General features: G+C 72.1%; 14 protein-coding genes. 9 read left to right on the top strand and 5 right to left on the bottom strand.

The features are described from left to right. The first annotated feature begins 6 nt into the window (after window positions 1–6). From nuoN to ACSMXO_RS40660, 3 genes are all read left to right on the top strand, one after another. Window positions 7–1,563: an NADH-quinone oxidoreductase subunit NuoN gene (gene nuoN, locus ACSMXO_RS40670; protein WP_346258785.1), complete on the top strand. Its 1,557-nt coding sequence runs from the start codon at window positions 7–9 to the stop codon at window positions 1,561–1,563. A 66-nt stretch (window positions 1,564–1,629) separates the two neighbouring features. Beyond that, on the top strand, window positions 1,630–2,673 hold the full coding sequence (locus ACSMXO_RS40665; protein ID WP_455416006.1) for a polyprenyl synthetase family protein: 1,044 nt from the start codon (window positions 1,630–1,632) through the stop codon (window positions 2,671–2,673). 86 nt (window positions 2,674–2,759) lie between these two features. Continuing rightward, window positions 2,760–3,542 (top strand): DUF1963 domain-containing protein, encoded by a 783-nt coding sequence (locus tag ACSMXO_RS40660; protein ID WP_455416005.1) that lies wholly within the window; start codon window positions 2,760–2,762, stop codon window positions 3,540–3,542. Here the strand turns inward: ACSMXO_RS40660 and ACSMXO_RS40655 are convergent. Next, on the bottom strand, window positions 3,508–4,731 hold the full coding sequence (locus ACSMXO_RS40655) for an MFS transporter (RefSeq protein WP_455416004.1): 1,224 nt from the start codon (window positions 4,729–4,731) through the stop codon (window positions 3,508–3,510). The genes ACSMXO_RS40660 and ACSMXO_RS40655 overlap by 35 nt on opposite strands. A gap of 152 nt (window positions 4,732–4,883) precedes the next feature. On the opposite strand from ACSMXO_RS40655, the gene ACSMXO_RS40650 reads away from it, so the two are divergent. Continuing rightward, window positions 4,884–5,666, top strand: coding sequence for an IclR family transcriptional regulator (locus tag ACSMXO_RS40650; protein WP_346258788.1), 783 nt, complete (start codon window positions 4,884–4,886; stop codon window positions 5,664–5,666). Between the two features lie 79 nt (window positions 5,667–5,745). On the opposite strand, the gene ACSMXO_RS40645 is transcribed toward ACSMXO_RS40650, so the two are convergent. Continuing rightward, window positions 5,746–7,875: a PhoX family protein gene (locus ACSMXO_RS40645; protein ID WP_455416003.1), complete on the bottom strand. Its 2,130-nt coding sequence runs from the start codon at window positions 7,873–7,875 to the stop codon at window positions 5,746–5,748. Between the two features lie 365 nt (window positions 7,876–8,240). On the opposite strand from ACSMXO_RS40645, the gene ACSMXO_RS40640 reads away from it, so the two are divergent. Beyond that, window positions 8,241–8,756, top strand: a complete 516-nt coding sequence (locus tag ACSMXO_RS40640; protein WP_432891299.1) for a sigma-70 family RNA polymerase sigma factor — start codon at window positions 8,241–8,243, stop codon at window positions 8,754–8,756. After that, entirely contained in the window at window positions 8,753–9,445 is a 693-nt protein-coding gene (locus tag ACSMXO_RS40635; RefSeq protein WP_346258790.1) for an anti-sigma factor family protein, read from the top strand. The genes ACSMXO_RS40640 and ACSMXO_RS40635 overlap by 4 nt, the downstream gene beginning before the upstream one ends. 514 nt (window positions 9,446–9,959) lie before the next feature. Here ACSMXO_RS40635 and ACSMXO_RS40630 read toward each other — a convergent pair. Then, entirely contained in the window at window positions 9,960–11,570 is a 1,611-nt protein-coding gene (locus ACSMXO_RS40630) for an ABC-F family ATP-binding cassette domain-containing protein (protein ID WP_455416002.1), read from the bottom strand. Window positions 11,571–11,655: 85 nt separating this feature from the next. Here ACSMXO_RS40630 and ACSMXO_RS40625 point away from each other — a divergent pair, with 85 nt between their 5' ends. Further along, entirely contained in the window at window positions 11,656–12,366 is a 711-nt protein-coding gene (locus ACSMXO_RS40625) for a TetR/AcrR family transcriptional regulator (protein ID WP_346258792.1), read from the top strand. On the opposite strand, the gene ACSMXO_RS40620 is transcribed toward ACSMXO_RS40625, so the two are convergent. Further along, window positions 12,329–13,927, bottom strand: coding sequence for a glycosyltransferase family 2 protein (locus ACSMXO_RS40620; RefSeq protein WP_455416001.1), 1,599 nt, complete (start codon window positions 13,925–13,927; stop codon window positions 12,329–12,331). The genes ACSMXO_RS40625 and ACSMXO_RS40620 overlap by 38 nt on opposite strands. Window positions 13,928–14,244: 317 nt before the next feature. Here ACSMXO_RS40620 and ACSMXO_RS40615 point away from each other — a divergent pair, with 317 nt between their 5' ends. Together ACSMXO_RS40615 and ACSMXO_RS40610 are read left to right on the top strand one after the other, a co-directional pair. Continuing rightward, on the top strand, window positions 14,245–15,303 hold the full coding sequence (locus ACSMXO_RS40615; protein ID WP_346258794.1) for a glycosyltransferase family 2 protein: 1,059 nt from the start codon (window positions 14,245–14,247) through the stop codon (window positions 15,301–15,303). Continuing rightward, window positions 15,300–16,466 (top strand): glycosyltransferase, encoded by a 1,167-nt coding sequence (locus tag ACSMXO_RS40610; RefSeq protein ID WP_346258795.1) that lies wholly within the window; start codon window positions 15,300–15,302, stop codon window positions 16,464–16,466. Before ACSMXO_RS40615 ends, ACSMXO_RS40610 begins: the two co-directional genes overlap by 4 nt. 26 nt (window positions 16,467–16,492) lie before the next feature. Here ACSMXO_RS40610 and rarD read toward each other — a convergent pair whose 3' ends face one another. Beyond that, window positions 16,493–17,425, bottom strand: coding sequence for an EamA family transporter RarD (rarD, locus tag ACSMXO_RS40605; protein ID WP_455416000.1), 933 nt, complete (start codon window positions 17,423–17,425; stop codon window positions 16,493–16,495). Window positions 17,426–17,510 lie beyond the last annotated feature (85 nt).

Raw genomic sequence — 17,510 nt, 5'->3', positions numbered from 1 at the left:
CCGGTAATGGATCTGAAGCCACCGAATCTCGACTACGCGGCTCTCGCGCCGATCCTGATCCTGTTCGGGGCGTCGCTGCTCGGTGTCCTGGTCGAGGCGTTCGTACCCCGGAGGAGCCGGCACCTGACCCAGCTCGTCCTCGGCCTGCTGGCCGTGGTCGGTGCGCTGGTCGTGGTGGTGCTGAACGCGCACGACCGGCTGGTCACCGCCGGCTCGGCGATCGCGGTCGACGGCCCGACGCTCTTCCTCCAGGGCGCGATCCTGGTGCTCTCCGGAATGGCGCTGCTGCTGATCGGTGAGCGGTCGGTGCAGCGCGGCGGCGCGTTCGTGGCGCACGCCGCGGTCACCGTCGGATCGCCGGAGGACCAGCGGCAGGCCGCCGACGAGGGCGGGGCGACCGAGGTCTACCCGCTGACCCTGTTCGCCATCTCCGGCATGCTGCTCTTCGTCGCCGCGAACGACCTGCTGACGATGTTCATCGCGCTGGAGGCGTTCTCGCTGCCGCTCTACCTGCTCTGCGCGCTGGCCCGGCGCCGGCGGCTGCTGAGCCAGGAGTCGGCGCTGAAATACTTCCTGCTCGGCTCGTACGCCTCGGCGTTCTTCCTCTTCGGGATGGCGCTGGTCTACGGCTTCACGGTCGGGGCCGGCGGCACCGGCTCCGGTGGTGGGGTCGACTTCGGCACCATCCGGACCGCGGTCACCGACTCCGCCGCCAGCGAGGTGCTGCTCTTCGCCGGGCTCGCGCTGCTCTCCATCGGCCTGCTGTTCAAGATCGCCGCGGCGCCGTTCCACGTCTGGACCCCGGACGTCTACCAGGGCGCCCCGACCCCGATCACCGGCTTCATGGCCGCCTGCACCAAGGTCGCCGCGTTCGGTGGTCTGCTCCGGGTGCTGCACGTCGCGTTCTCCGGGGCGAGCTGGGACTTCACTCCGGTGCTCGGCGCCATCGCGGTACTGACCATGCTGGTCGGGGCGGTGCTCGCGGTCACCCAGACGGACATCAAGCGGCTGCTCGCGTACTCCTCGGTGGCGAACGCCGGTTACCTGCTGGTCGGTGCCCTGGTGCTCTCCAAGGACGGGCTCTCCAGCACGATGTTCTACCTCGTCGCGTACGGCTTCACGGTGCTCGCCGCGTTCGGCGTGGTGACCCTGGTCCGGGACGCGGACGGCGAGGCGACCCACCTGTCCCGGTGGGCCGGGCTGGGCCGGCGTTCGCCGCTCTACGCCGGGCTGTTCACCTTCCTGCTGCTCGCCTTCGCCGGTATCCCGCTGACCAGCGGCTTCACCAGCAAATTCGCGGTGTTCGGGGCGGCGCTCGACGCCGGTCAGGTCTGGCTGGTGATCGCGGGTGTGCTGACCAGCATGATCCTCGCCTTCCCGTACCTGCGGGTCGTGGTGATGATGTGGCTCTCCGAGCCGGGCGAGTCCACTCCGACGGTGTCGCTGCCGGGTGGGCTGACCGCAGCGGCCCTGATGATCGGGGTCGTCGCCACGCTGGTACTCGGGGTCGCCCCGGCGCCCCTGCTGGATCTCGCCAACGGCGCCGCCGAATTCGTCCGATGACGGGCCGCCCCCACGCCCGTTCCGAGGTCAACCGCCCCCGACCAGGGGTTGGCCGGTGGGTGTGGCATGGTTGAAGGCGTGGGGGGAACGGCTGGCGGCATGGCGGCGCTCGGGCTGGACACGATCGGGCTCGAGTTCGCGGATGCCCGCGTGGAAGCATCGGTGGCCAGCGTGCTGGCCAGAGTGGAGACGGAGCTGCGCGACAACGTCGCCAGCGCCGATCCAATGGTGGACGAGGCTGCCCGGCACCTGGTCGATGCCGGCGGCAAGCGGTTCCGGCCACTGCTGGTGGCGCTGGGCGCCCAGTTCGGTGATCCGGCCGCCCCGCAGGTCGTACCGGCGGCGGTGGTGATGGAGCTGACCCACCTCGCCACGCTCTACCACGACGACGTGATGGACGAGGCGCCGGTGCGCCGGGGTGCGCCGAGCGCCAACTCCCGGTGGGGCAACTCGGTGGCGATCCTGGTCGGCGACTACCTCTTCGCCCGGGCCGCCGACATCGCCGCCGACCTCGGCACCGAGGCGGTCCGGTTGCAGGCCCGGACCTTCGCCCGGCTGGTGCACGGGCAGATCGCCGAGACCGTCGGCCCGCGCGACGCCGACCCGGTCGCGCACTACCTGAACGTGATCGCCGAGAAGACCGGTTCTCTGATCGCCACCTCGGCCCGGTTCGGCGGCATGTTCGGTGGCGCCCAGACGACGCACATCGAGGCGCTGGCCGGGTACGGCGAGACCATCGGGGTGGCCTTCCAGCTCTCCGACGACCTGCTCGACATCTCCTCCGAGTCGGTGCAGTCCGGCAAGACCCCCGGCACCGATCTGCGGGAGGGCGTGCCGACCCTGCCGGTGCTCTACGCGCTCGGCGCCGACGACGGCGACGCGGCGTCGGTACGGCTGCGCGAGATCCTCTCGCTCGGCCCGATCACCGACGACGCGCTGCACGCCGAGGCGCTCGGCCTGCTCCGCGAGTCTCCGGCGCTGAAGCGGGCCCGGGAGACCGTCCGCAGCTACGCAGAGGAGGCCCGGTCCTGCCTCGCCCCGCTGCCCGACACCGGCCCGCGGCAGGCCCTCGAATCGCTCTGCGACTTCATCGCCGACCGCACCGGCTGAGCGGCGCGACGGCCCTGCTCCACACGACCGACCGTGGGCACCGTCCCTGGGCGGCCCGTGTCGTACCACGGTGCTTAACTCTCGGAATGGAGTTCGACGCTACATTCGGCCGATTCCGGCAGGCGTGTGTCGACCGGTTCGGCGAGCCGGCGGGCGCACGGCTGGCGGCGCTGGCCCGGCCGGGTTTCGGCCTCGACCGGGCGACCGACGCCGAGCCGGCCACCGGTCGGTCCGCGCTCGGCGGTCCGGCACTGCTCGATCCGGGAACCCCCTGGCCGGACTACGACGGCTTCCCGTTGAGCCTGCTGGCCGTGCTGGACACCGACGCGCTCGCCGGTTGGCTCGGCGAGCACCTGCCTCAGCGGGTCGGGCTGCTCAACGTCTTCATCCTGGAGCCGCGCCGGGGTGTGCCGTACCCGCCGGACATGGACTTCGACGATCCGCGCTGGTTGCGGGTGATCCCGGCGGACCCGGCGACGGCGGTGGAGGTGACGACTCCGGCCGGGGACGCGGCCGTCTTCGACCGGACTCCGCTGCACGCCGAGCCCGTCCTGACGATGCCGGAGAAGTGGAGCGACGCCGTGCACGGCATCGACTTCGGCGGGGAGGACATGCTCAACGTCGCGTACGCCGTGGCCGACCTCTACGAATCCTCCCCGGACGTGGCGGAGGCCGCCGGTCCCGGTTCGACCTTCGGATGGCCGGTCGGAGAGATCGGCGCGATCCAGAAGTGGGAGGACAGCCACACGCACCTGCTGAAGCTCTGCAACGGGCCGTCCGAGATCCCGACGCTCTACTTCTCGATCCCGACCGACGCCTTCCGGGCGGGTGACTTCAGCCGGGCGGTGGTGAGCCAGGAGACGTACTGAGCGGGTCCGGGTGCCGCCGGAGCAGCATCCGCCGGCCGACGAGCATGAGGGCGGCGGCGAGCAGCATCGCCACCGCGGCGGTGAGCCACATCGCCGGATAGCCGAGGTGCCCGGCGATCGCGCCCAGCCCGAGCGGGCCGAGGCAGCCGCCCGCGTACACCCCGGTCTGGGTGATCGAGGTCGCGGCGGCCGGCGCCTGTGGATGGAGCCGGACCACCGCGAAGTTCAGCAACCCTGGCCAGGCCCAGCCGATGCCGAAGCCGAGCGTGACGCCGGCGATCAGCGGCGCGACTCCGGTCAGGGCGAGCAGCGTCAGCGCGGCGGCGCCGACGGTCAGCATGCCGGCGATGACCGCGACGTGGCCACCGGAGCGGCGGTCGGCCCACCAGCCGGCCCCGACCCGACCGACCAGGCAGAGCGCCCCGCCGAGGGTCAGCACCAGCCCGGCGAGCCCGGGGGAGAGGCCGCGGACCACCGCCGAGTCGACCGCGAACGTGCCCAGGGCGTTCGCCGCGCCGGCGGCGAGGGTGGCGGCGACGCCGAGCGTCACCAGCGCCCCGCTGGCCCCGCCGCCCCGCTGCCGGGTTGCCCGGCTGGTCGGGCGCCGGTCCAGCGGTACGAGTGGCAGGGTGGCCAGCGCCAGTCCGGCGGCGAGGACGAAGGCCCAACGCCAGCCGGCGGTCAGCGCCACCGCCGGTACGGCGGCACCGGCGAGCAGGGTCGCGGTCGGGATGGCGGCCTGCTTGATACCGAACGAGAGGCCCTGCCGGCCGGGCGGTACGCCCCGGGCCAGCGCGGTGTTGCTGGCGAGCTGCCCGAGGGCGTTGGCGCCCGCGCCAATCGCCAGCAGCCCGACCAGGGCGGCGTAGGAGCGGGCCAGAGTAGCGACGGCCAACGTGGTGGCCGCGGCGAGCAGGACGCCGGCCCGGGCGACTACGACCGGCCCGAACCGCTCGACGAGCGCGCCGGACGGGATGGAGGCCAGCGCGCTGACGCCGAAGTAGACGGCGACCGCCAGGCCGAGCCCGGCGGGTGAGAAGCGCAGCTCGTCGCCGAGTTGTACGGCGAGTCCGCCGACCAGGAAGACCGGAAGGACACAGGCGACGGTGGTGGCGGCGGCACCGAGGACCGTACGTCCGGGGCGGGAGAAGGTTACGGGGGGCGGGGGCGGCACTGGGAATTCGACCATTTGGGACGAGCCTACGCGAGCCACCCGTATGAACCGATCGTGTCCGCGGCTGTACGCACGGTCGCTGTAGATCTGGCATCCTCAATCCGATCGGGCATTTCGCAGGCGCCCGGTTTTTCATATTCTGTAAGTCCCCGGCGGCGGAGGTGGTTGTGCGCGACCCCTTGGCGGAACCTTCGGACCTGATCCGCAGCGTGTCGCGTGCCTTGCGCGTGCTCGAAGCGGTGGGACGGGCACCGAAGGGCCTGACCGTGAAACAGATTGCCCGGCGTTGCGAGTTGACTGTGGCCACCACCTACCACCTGGTGCGCACGCTCGCCTACGAGGGCTACGTGATCAGGCGCGAAGACGGCACGTACATCGTCGGGTTGGAGGTGGCGGACCGGTACCGCGAACTGGTCACCGCGTTCCGTGGGCCGCCGGCGGTGGGTGAGTCGCTGCGCCGGGCCGCCTCGGACACGGGCTACAGCCACTACCTGGGGCGGTTCGTCGGCGGGCAGGTGGCGGTGACCGCGGTCGCCGAGGGGCCCCGGTCGCCGTACCTGGAGGACCTGGTGCCCGGCTTCGACGAGGGCGCCCACGCCACCGCGCTCGGCAAGGCGCTGCTGGCCACCCTCACCCCGGAGCAGCGGTTCCGCTACCTGCGCGAGTACGGCATGCGGCCGTTCACCTCGGCGACCCTGGTCGCCGCCGACGCGTTCGAGGCGGACCTGGCGGCCGGCGACCGGCGCGGGATGCACCTGGAACTGGGCCAGTTCCGGCACGGCGTCGCCTGCGCGGCCGTGCTGGTCACCCCGGACAAGGACATGGAACGGCGGGTGGTGCTCGCCTGCGCGCTGCCGGCCGCCGAGATGATGACCTCGGCCCGGGTGGTCCGGGCCAAGCTGCTCGCGGTCGCCCGCGCCGTCGCCGACGGCCTCGCCACCGAAACCTGACCCGACCCCCGAACCAGAACGTGGTCTCCTGCTACCCCTTCAGGGGGAGCAGGAGACCACGGCGGAGGCGTTGCTCAGGTCAGCTTCCGACCACGTCGCCGTCGAGGCGCCAGGTGACCACCACGCCGGGCTTGGCGAAGTCGCCGTCCGGCCAGTTCGACGCCGGGTTCTCCAGCGACGCCCCGGTCAGCTCGCCCGGGTGCTGCACCGCGACGAAGACCGAGCGGTTGTCTGTGGTGATGAACGGCCCGCAGGTCTCCGCGCCGACCGGAACGGTGAGAAACTGCTTGAGGTGCCCGCGCTCCGGCCCCTCGATGGCGGTGGCGAAGAGGCCGTCGTTGCTGCCCAGCGCGTTGCCGTCGGTGGAGATCCAGAGGTTGCCGGAGCCGTCGAACGCCACGTTGTCCGGGCAGGAGATCGGCGACACCTTGGTCTTGTCGTAGCCGGCGAAGTACGTCGACGCGTCGGTCGGGTCGCCGCAGACGATCGGCACCGACCAGGAGAACGTCTCCGAGGTGTTGTCGCCCCGGTCCTCGACCAGCTCCAGCACGTGCCCGTGCTTGTTGTTGGTCCGCGGGTTCGCCTCGTCGGCCTTCGGGTTGGTGGCGACACCCCGGTTGGTGTTGTTGGTCAGTGCCACGTACACCTTGCCGGTGAGCTGGCTCGGCTCGACGTCCTCCGGACGGTCCATCTTGGTCGCCCCGACCGCGTCACCGGCGAGCCGGGTGAAGGTGAGCACGTCGGCGGCGGTCATGCCGGGGACGTACGACGTGTTGCCCCGGACCAGCTTGATCCACGTGCCCCGGCCGTTGAACGCGCCGTCGGCGGGCAGCTTGCCCGAGCCGTCGATCTCGCCGGCGCTGGTCTGGTCGAGCTTCGCGACGTAGAGGGTGCCGGACTCCAGCAGGGTGAGGTTGTGCTCCCGGGCGGTCCAGGAGTCATCCTTCTTGAACTTCTTGTCCGAGACGAACTTGTAGAGGTAGTCGAACCGCTCGTCGTCGCCCATGTACGCCACGACCCGGCCGTCCTTGGCCACGATGACGTTCGCGCCCTCGTGCTTGAACCGGCCCAGCGCGGTGTGCTTGCGCGGCTTCGACTCCGGGTCGAACGGGTCGACCTCGACGATCCAGCCGAACCGGTGCGCCTCGTTGGGGTGCTTCGCCAGGTCGAACCGCTCGTCGGCGCGCTCCCACTTGCGGCTGTCCGACGGGTAGCGGGCGGTGGTGGTGATGCCGTACCGGGCCAGCTTCGGCTTGAGCGTCTCCGGCGCCCCGTCGGCGCCGACGAAGTACTGGTTGAAGTTCTCCTCGCCGGAGAGCACGGTGCCCCACGGGGTGATTCCGCCGGCGCAGTTGTTGAGGGTGCCGATCGCGGTCCGGCCCCTCGGGTCGGCCGCGGTCTTCAGCCAGGCCGAGCCGGCCGCCGGGCCGGTGAACTCGAACCTCGTGGTGTGCGCGGTGATCCGCCGGTTGTACTTCAGCCTGCCCTTGCGGACCGGCCGCCACTCGCCGCTCTCGCCGACCCGCTCCAGCTCCACCACCGAGAGCCCGTGTGCGGCCATCGCCACCCGGATCTGCTCGACGCTCATCGCGTCGAAGGTGGTGAAGTTCGGGAACATCAGGTTCTCGTTGGTGTACTCGTGGTTCACCACCAGCAGCGCCCGCTCGCCCTTGCGGTCCAGCGGGAGTACGCCGACGAAGTCGTTGTTGTAGCCGAACTGCTGCGACTGCCGGGCGGCGGTCTGCTTGTGCACGTCCAGCTCGGGCGCGCCGGGCAGCACCGGGTCGCCCCAGCGGATCACCACGGAGTGGTCGTACCCGTTCGGCACCACCAGGCTGTCGAGCTTGTTCGGCGGGATCGGCTTGAAGGTGAGCGCCGCGTTGCCGGGCCGCCGGGCCGGGGTGAAGCTGTCCACCTCGGGCAGCGCCGGGCCGGATCCGTCCCGGGGGGCGGCCATCGCCGGCGACCCGGCGAGCGCGCCGGCTGCCGCGCCACCGAAGCCGAGCACCAGCGCACCGACCGCGCCGGCCCGGACGACTCCGCGCCGGCTCACCTCGGCCTGGACCACGTCCCCGAAGTACGGGTTGTCGGACTCGTTGGGCACCGGGTGCGCACAGGCGTTCCCACAGCGGTATATGCAGGTCATGGCGTCGCGCCCGCCGTGGCCCGCCGGGCCGAGCAGGGGGAGCAGCCGGGGTCGCTCGGTCATGGAGATGGAGCCTCCTCGCCAATGTCAGGGATGCGCGCCCTTGACGCCTCGGGTAATGCGCACGAGGGCGCGTGCCTGCCGGACGCTAGGAGTACGCCGTGAGCGGCGTCCGGCCCTCCGGTGAACCACGGGTGAACATCCCCAGGAAGCGGGCTGTTCCGGGCGCTGTCGTCCGACGGGCCGACGCCGGGATGTCCGGCAGGGTGACCGGGCCCGGCCGGTAGGCCGATGTCGTCCCGCCGTCCCGTCCTGAGTTCACCCCGGCCGAGCATCTCGCCCGCCTCCGGTTGAACCGTCTTGGCGGCGGATGCGTGAAACCGAGAGCCGGGGCTGGTCGGAGCCGAGCGGGCGGGAGGCGAGGAGACATCAGCGACCAGGACGCCGAACTGCTGCGCGCCATGCACGACGAGCACGGTGACGCGCTGCTGGCGCATGCCCTGCGACTGACCGGCGGCGACCGGCAGCGGGCCGAGGACCTGGTGCAGGAGACGCTGTTGCGGGCGTGGCGGCATCCGGAGGCGCTCGACCCGCAGCGGGGGCCGGTGCGGGCCTGGCTCTTCACCATCGCCCGCAACCTCGCCATCGACGCCTGGCGGCGGCGTAGCGCCCGGATCGGCGAGGTGATCACCGACGAACTGCCCGAGCCGCCGCAGGTGGTCGACGAGGCGGACCGGGCGGTGGAGGCATGGACGGTGGCGGAGGCGCTCAACCGGCTCTCGCCGTCGCACCGCGAGGTGCTGGTGGAGTGCTTCTACCAGGGCCGGTCGGTGACCGAGGCGGCCGCCCGGCTGGGCGTACCGCCGGGCACGGTGAAGTCGCGGACGCACTATGCGCTGCGGTCGCTGCGACTGGTACTGGCGGAGATGGGGGTGACCGGGTGACGAATTGCGAGTACGCCCACGACGACGGGGCGTACGTGCTGGGCGCCCTGTCTCCCGCCGAGCGGGCCGCGTACGAGCGGCACCTGGCCGGCTGCCCGGCGTGCCGGGAGGCGGTCGCCGAGATCGCTGTACTGCCGGGGCTGCTGGGCCGGCTCGATCCGGCTGGGCTGGAGGAGATCGCCACCGCACCGAGCACCGGTGAACGGCTGCCGAAGCTGCTCGACGAGGCCCGGGCCCGCCGGCACCGGGAGCGGCGACGCGGCCGGCTCCAGGCCGCCGGGCTGTCGATGGTCGCCGCCGTCCTTGCCGCGCTGGTCGGATTCGGCGTGGCCGTACCGGTGGTGGGTCGGGAGCCCGGCACCGACGTCGAGGTGCGGATGGTCGCCATGCAGCCGGTGCAGGGGAACGTCCCGGTCAGCGCCGAGATCGGCTTCGACGGTACGCGCTGGGGCACCGTGATCACGATGCGCTGCCAGTACGCGAAGACCAGGGACTACACCAAGGCGTACACCTTCCGGCTGGTGGCGCACGGACCGAACGGCGAGACGGAGCAGATCGGCTCCTGGCTCGCCGCTCCCGGTGACGACGCCACCTTCACCGGCGTCACCCGGTTCACCCGCTCCGAGCTGATCCGGCTCGAACTTCTCCGTTACGACAACACCCCGCTGCTCGCCTACGACGTCCCGTAGGTCGCGGGCGGTCGTGTCCCCGGGGCGTCGCCGGGGCACGCCAGCACCGGCGAGGCCACCGGTTTGACGAACCCGCTGATCGAGTACCACTTCATCTGGGTTCTGTCTCGCGGATCATGAGGTTGACGAGCGACCCGGACCGGCCGACCCGGATGGCCGGTCCGGGCAGTAGTGGTGCGGTGCGTGGACTGTCGAGCTGGGTGCACAGACGGGGCACGCAGAGCCGGGTTGGCGGTTTGGCGGGTTGCCCGGACGGCCCGGGACAGTGGGCGCACAAGCGGGGCAGCTCGACAGTCCCTCGGGCAGCTACCCCGACCCCGGCACCACCGCACACCCGACCCGACGCCAGGAGACCGCCGACCCGAAGGGGTGAACTCACTACGAAGATCCACGCCCTGGCCGACGGCGTGACCGTTGCCTCGCTACCCATCATCCTCGAGCCCAACGACAGGTCGCGAACAGGAAGCGGCGGGGACGACGCGACTCCGGGCCGAAGCTGCCGCCGGCAGAAAACTCAGCGCGGGCGGTCGACCCGGCCCTCGGTCCAGACCGGCTCGTCGGTCTCGGTGACCCGGCCATCCGCGCCGAAGAGCAGGTAACGATCGGTGTGTGCGGCGAACCATCGGTCGTGGGTGACCGTGAGAACCGTGCCGGCGAAGCCCTCCAAGCCCCGTTGCAGCGCGTCGGCGCTGGCCAGGTCGAGGTTGTCGGTCGGCTCGTCGAGCAGCAGCAGGGTCGCCCCGGCCAGTTCGAGCAGCAGGATCTGCAACCGCGCCTGCTCTCCGCCGGAGAGGCTCTGGAACGGCTGGTCCCAGGCGGGCGCGATCTCGTAGCGGGCCAGCGCCGCCATCGCGTCGTTGCGGATCAGGGCATGCTCGGTCATCAGGATCTCGGCGGGGGTCCGGCCGTACAGGTCGGGGCGGGCGTGGGTCTGGGCGAAGAGCCCGGGTACGACCCGGGCCCCGAGCCGCACGGTGCCCCGGTGCGGGACCTGATCAGCCCCGGCCAGCAGCCGGAGGAACTGTGACTTGCCGGATCCGTTGGAGCCGAGCACGGCGACCCGTTCGCCGTACCAGATCTCCAGGTCGAAGGGGCGCATCAGCCCGGTCAGTTCGAGCTGCTGGCAGACGAGGGCCTGTTTGCCGGTACGCCCGCCGCGCAGCCGGATCCGCACGTTCTGCTCCTTCGGCGGCCGGGTCGGCGGCCCCGCCTCCTCGAACCGGGCCAGTCGACTCCGCGCCGCCCGGTACGCCGAGGCGAGCGCGTCGTTGCGGGCGGCGCCCTGCCGGGCGGTGTGCACCAGGTGCCGGAGCCGGGCGTGCTCCTCCTCCCATCGTCGGCGTCGGTCGTCGAGCCGGTCGATCCGGTCCCGCCGGGCGGCCGGATAGCTGGCGAAGCCGCCGCCGTGCACCCAGACCTGCCGATCCTCGACGGTGACGATCCGGTCGGCTGCCTCGGCGAGCAGTTGCCGGTCGTGCGAGACCAGCAGCACGGTCTTGGTGCTGGCCCGCAGTTGCCGCTCCAGCCACTGCTTGCCGGGTACGTCGAGGTAGTTGTCGGGCTCGTCGAGCAGCAGCAGTTGGTCGGGGCCGCGCAGCAGGGCCTCCAGTACGAGTCGTTTCTGTTCGCCGCCGGAGAGGGTGTTGACGTCCCGCCCGGCGGCCCGCTCGTACGGCAGCCCGAGCGCCTCGGTGGTCACGGCGTCCCAGACGACTTCGAGGTCGTAGCCGCCGGCCTCGACGTACTCGGTGACGGCGTGCGCGTAGCGGAGCTGGGCCCGCTCGTCGTCGCGTTCGCGCAGCGCCTGCTCGGCGGCGGCGAGTTCGGCGGCGGCCTGGCGGATCCGCTCGGGTGCCACCGAGAGCAGCAGGTCGCCGACGCTGCGGTGGTCGCGGATGGTGCCGATGAACTGGCGCATCACGCCGAGCCCGCCGGAGGTGACGATCTCGCCGGCGACCGGGGTCAGGTCTCCGGCGACCAGCCTGAGCAGGGTGGTCTTGCCGGCGCCGTTCGGCCCGACCAGCGCGGCGGTGACCCCGTCGGCGACCCGGAACGAGACGTCGTGCAGGAGTGGCCGCCCGTCCGGCAGCCGGTGGTGCAGGTGCCTGATCTCGACGTGTGCCACGGGACCTCCGGCGAGGCATCTAGACCGACGTTCTAGAGTCTAGAACAACGTTCTAGAGCCGGAACACCGGACTAGAATCCGGGGCATGACAGGTGTGTGGTTGCGACCTCCGCGCTCCCCGGGCCGCAGCGGGCCGCCGCTGCACCGGGACCGGATCGTCGCCGCGGCGGTCGAACTGCTCGACCGGGAGGGCGTCGCCGGGCTCACCATGCGCCGGCTGGCCGAGCGGCTGGGCGCCGGGTCGACCACGCTCTACTGGCACGTGACCAACAAGGACGACGTACTCGACCTGGCGCTGGACCAGATCTTCGGCGAGGTGGCACTGCTCGGGGCGTCGACCGGGGACTGGCGGGCCGACGTCGAGACGCTGCTGCTCGGCTGGCGAGCGGCGATGCTCCGGCACCCGTGGTCGGCGGCGCTGGTCGGCCGGCCGCTGCTCGGGCCGAACGTGCTGACCCGGACCGAGTTCCTCCAGTCCGCGCTGCACCGGGCCGGGCTGGTCGAGCCGGATCTGAGTGCCGCCACGCACGCGCTGGCCAACTACGTCATCGGCGCTGCCGTCACGCTCTCGTCGTGGCGGCGGCTGGACGATCCCGAGTCGCGGCAGGCGGCCCGACAGCACCTCGCCGCCCAGCGGGACCGCTATCCCACCCTGGTCGAGACCGGGCACCTGGACGACCGGGACGAGGACGACACGTTCCGGCGCGGCCTGGCGTACCTGCTCGACGGCCTGCCCGCCGAGGGGCCGCGCCGAGCGGTCAGCGGCGGCGGAGCTTCTGGCGCAACCGGGCGGTGACCCGGCCCGGGGTGACCGGCACGACCGAGATCATCAGCCGGCCGGACTCGTCCCGGGTCGGGGTGAGCAGATAGAGCCGGGCGCCACGGCGGCGTACCAGCGGCACCGCCCGGTCCAGCCGCGGTGCCCGCAGCGCCGCCGCGCCACCCGCACCCGCCGCGCTGTTCGCGCCGAGCGCGCGGTCGGGGTCGAACGGGCCCACCTGGGCCGAGACGATCCGGCGCCGGCCGGTCGCGATGCCGCCGTCGAGCAGGTCGGCGGCGCGGAACCTGATCCGTACCGTGCTGCCGGCGTCGCCCCGGGCGAGCACCACGGTCTCGGCCGGGATCTCCTCCGCGCTCACGGTGAGCGGGTCGGCACCGGCCCCGGTCAGGTCCGGCAGCGGCGAGTACGCGGTGATCGTCAGCACCCGCTCGCCCCGCTCGTCGTCCTCCCAGCCGAAACCGGTGGCGTCGAGCTTGGCCGGCCACTCCGGTACCGCCGTCACATCGAAACAGGAGTCCGGCAGGCCGCGCGCCGGATCGCGGAACCCGGGGTACGCCGCGTACCGCCGGGCACCCTCGACCACCGTCGCCGGCACCCCGACCTCGGCGTCCTGCCGGATCACCGCGAGCAGGTCGTCGAGGCCGCCGTCCCGGGTCAGCGCGAACCGGATCCGGGTCTCCGCGCCCAACTGGTCGGCGATCTCCTCGGTCAGGTGTTCCGCCACCAGCCGCCCGACGCCGTCGTGCACCGCCTGCTGACTGGCCCGGTCGAGCCGGAGCAGGTCGTCCTCGACCAGCTTGGCGACCTCGTGGTCGAACCGGCGCACCATCACCGCGTCACGGCGCTTGCCCGGCTCGATCAGGTCGGCCACGAACGCCAGGTTCGCCTCGACGGTACGCAGCCGTTCCAGGTGCCGGCTCAGATAGGTGATGTTGGTGGCGCTGAACCGGCGTACGGCGTAGTAGAACTCGTAGTCGGCCAGCACCGAGATGCGCCGGGCCCGGTAGCACGCCTCCAGGGTGAACGGCAGGTCGCTGGCGATCCGCAGCTCCTCGCGGTAGCGGATGCCGTGCCGGTCGAGCAGATCCTTGCGGAACAGTTTGGTGTTGGCCAGCGACCGGGGCAGGGCTGAGTCGAAGAGGTCCACGTCGGCCGCGTTGCGGGCGAAGATGTCCTGGTAGATGTGCCGGCTGTTGACCCCGACCACCTTGCCGAGCACCACGTCGGAGTCCCAGGCGTCGGCGGCGGTGACCAGCCGGTCCAGCGCCTCCGGGCCGAGGTGGTCGTCGGCGCCGACGAAGAAGACGTACCGGCCGGTGGCGGCGTCGAGGCCCCGGTTGCACGGGCCGGCCGGGCCGCCCGAGTTCGGCTGGTGGATGACGGTGAAGACCCCGGGATAGCGGGCGGCGTACCGGTCCAGCTCGGCGCCGCTGCGGTCGGTCGAGCCGTCGTCCACCGCGACGACCTGCATCCGGGGCAGTCCGATGGTCTGCCGGACCAGCGAGTCCAGGCACCGGGTCAGATAGGGCATGGTGTTGTAGACCGGCACCACCACGCTGACGTCCGGCGCGCTCATCGGGCGTTGACCTCCATTTTCCACAGGTTCACCTGCCCGATTCCTCGAATTAACCCATTCGATTACCCGGGCCCGTACCGAATCGACGGAGAGTGTACGTCAATAACCCGTCCCGGCACTCCGCTGCCGTTGTTCACCTAGTGTTCACCCAATTCGTCAAGGCCCTGCCTGGCGGCTCCGACACCGTACGGTCGGTTGCCGCCTCGCTAATGTACGCGCGTTCTCCGCCTGGAATTAACCTGCGCATCCCGTTGGACAAATAGTCTTCACGTCCGGTATTGCCCGGCACGGATCCCCCGACGAGTTAGCGGGTCTTCATGTCCTCCACACCTGACGTCAGCGTCGTGATCCCCACCCGCGGTCGGCCGGACCTGGTGACCCGTGCGGTCCGCAGCGTACTGGCGCAGACCGTGACCGATCTCGAGGTCGTCGTCGTGGTGGACGGGCCGGACGACGCGACCCGGGACGCGCTGGCCGGACTCGGCGACGACCGGCTCCGGGTGATCGAGCTGCCCGAGTCGGGTGGGGCGCCGAACGCCCGCAACGTCGGGGTCGGCGCGGCGCGGGCCCGCTGGACGGCCCTGCTCGACGACGACGACGAGTGGCTGCCGACCAAGCTCGCCGTGCAGTTGGAGCTGGCCGAGAGCGCCCGGGTGGCGATGCCGATCGTGGCCTGCCGGTTGCGCAACCGGACGCCCCGGGCCGAGTTCGTGATGCCGCGCCGGCTGCCGGCGGTCGGCGAGCCGCTGACCGAGTACCTCACGGTGCGGCGCGGGCTGTTCCACGGCGACGGCTTCATCCAGACCTCGACCATCCTGGCCCCGACCGAGTTGCTGCGCCGGGTGCCGTTCACCGTCGGGCTGCGCCGTCTCCAGGAACTCGACTGGACGTTCCGGGCGTTGAGCCATGCCGACGTCGACCTCGTCTACGCCGCCGAGCCGCTGGTGATCTGGCACCAGGACGAGGACCGGCCCCGGATCACCTTCGACACGGTCTGGGAGGAGCAGTTCGAGTGGCTCCAGCGGAGCCGACCGCTGCTCACCCGCCGGGCGTACGCTGCACTCACGATGAGTGTGATCAGCTCGATGGCGGCGCCGACCCGGAGCGCGTCGGCGTTCCGCACCCTGCTGCGCGAGGCGCGTCGGCACGGTCAGCCGGGGATCTTCGACTACCTGGCGTTCGGGCAGATCTGGCTGATCCCGCCGCAGCTCCGGCGTACCCTGCGGGACCGGATCCTGCGCAAGCCCGGCGCCAGCCGCGCGGCCGCTCCGGCGGACCGGCCCGGCGCGGCCGCCAGCACCGACGCCCCGCAGCCGGTCGGCTCGGCCCGGCGGGTCTCCGGCGACGCCGGCAGGCCGAGCGAGATCGGCGCGTGAGCATCCCGCCCCTGCCCGGTACGACCGGTCCGGCGCCGACCGTGGTGATCTGGCGCAGCGGCCTGCTCGCCGGATCCGAGACGTTCATCCGCAACCAGGGCCTCGCGCTACCCCGCTGGCAGCCGAGGTTCCTCGGCGCCACCCGGGTCGGCTCGCCGCTGGCCGCCGACACCGACGTGATCGCATATCCGGACGGCGGACAGGACCGGCGGGCCTTCCTGCGGCTCCGGCTGACCGGCGAGTCACCGAGACTGCGGCGGCTGCTGGCCGGGCTGCGGCCGGCGGTGGTGCACGCGCACTTCGGCAACGACGGCTGGCTGATCAGCCGGACGGCCGCACAACTCGGGGTACCGCTGGTGGTGACCGTGCACGGCTACGACGTGACGCGGCAGCCGCACGCGCCGGGCCTGCGCGGTGTGCGCTACCGGCGCAACCTGCGCCAGGCGTTCGACCGGGCCGCGCTGATCCTGGCCGTCAGCGGGTTCATCCGGGAGAAGGCGATCGCGGCCGGCGCGGACCCGGCGAAGGTCCGGGTGCACCACACCGGAGTACCGATCCCGGCCGAGGTGCCGGACGTGCCGAAGCACTGGGACGTGGTCTTCGTCGGCCGATTCGTCGAGAAGAAGGGCGTCGACGACCTCGTCGAGGCGCTCGGCACCCTGCCCGACCGGCGGCCCCGGGTGCTGCTGATCGGCTCCGGGCCGCTGGAGTGGCCGATCCGGGAGCGGGCCGCCGCCCTCGGGCTGGACGCGACGTTCCTGGGTGCACAGGAGCCGTCGGCGGTCGCCCGCTACCTGGCCGAGTCGAAGGTCTTCGTCTCGCCGTCCAAGACGGCCGCGGACGGGGACGCCGAGGGCCTGCCGACGACGATCCTGGAGGCGGCCAGCCTGGGCCTGCCGACGGTCTCGACCTACCACAGTGGAATTCCGGAGGCGGTGCTGCCCGGCGAGACGGGTCTGCTCGGCGCCGAGGGCGACCGCACGGCCCTAGCCGGCAACATCCGGCAGCTCCTCGCCGACGACGACCTGCGGACCCGGCTCGGCGGACAGGCCCGCCGGTACGTGACCGAGCACTTCGACCTGCACAAGCAGACCCGGCTGCTCGAAGAGCTGTACGAGTCGGTGGCCGCCGGCCGCCCGGACCGGGTGCACACGCGGGCGTAGCACGCGCCCGACGGCGGGTTCGCGGGTCAGCGGGCGGCGGTGGCTGCCGCTGGCTCCGGGGTGGCGGAGAGCAGCGCGGTGCGGGACCGCCGGACGTTGCGGATCCCGTCCACCGTGAAGACCACCAGGGCCAGCCAGACCAGCGCGAAGCCGGCCAGCCGGGCCGGAGGCATCGGCTCGTGGAAGACGAGTACGCCGAAACCGAGCTGGAGGATCGGCGCCAGGTACTGCAACATGCCGAGCGCGGTCAGCGGGAGCCGGTTCGCCGCACCGGCGAACATCAGCAGCGGGATGGCGGTGGCCGCACCGGCCAGCATCAGCAGGGCGGTGTGCCCGGCGGAGACCTGACCGAAGCTCGACTCGGCGCGCCAGGTGAGCCAGCCCAGATAGCCGAGCGCCGGCAGGGTGAGTGCCGCGGACTCGATGAACATGCCCTCGGCGGCCGGCAGCCCGAGCCGCTTCTTCACCAGGCTGTACCCGCCGAAGCTCGCGGCCAGGGTGAGCGCGATGTAGGGCAGCCGGCCGTAGTCGACGGTCAGCACCGCGACCGCGAGGCCACCGATGCCGAGCGCCACCCACTGGGCGGCCCGCAGCCGCTCGCGCAGCACGGTGACCCCGAGCAGCACGACGAAGAGCGGGTTGATGAAGTAGCCCAGCGCGGTCTCGACGACGCGTTCCGAGTTGACGCCGTAGATGTAGGTGCCCCAGTTGACCGCGATCAGCGCGGCGGCCAGCCCGATCCCGGCGAGTCTGCCCGGGCGGTGCCGCAGCTCACGCAGGAAGCCCCAGTTGCGGACCGCCGCGAGCAGCAGCGCGACGAAGACCATCGACCAGACCACCCGGTGCGCCAGGATCTCGATCGGCCCGGCCGGCTCCAGCAGCCGGATGTAGAGCGGAAAGAACCCCCACAGGGTGTACGCGCCGATCCCGTAGAGGTATCCGCGCCGCACCTGGCTCATCGTTCTACCGTAAGGGGCTGACTCGGATCAGAGTCCTTTCCAGTGAGCGGTCTCACCGATTCCGGTCCCATTCCGCCGACCGCCC

Source organism: Plantactinospora sp. DSM 117369 (genome assembly GCF_053764795.1).
Note: the sequence above shows the minus strand (reverse complement) of the source record. Positions and strands in the feature narration are given on the sequence as shown.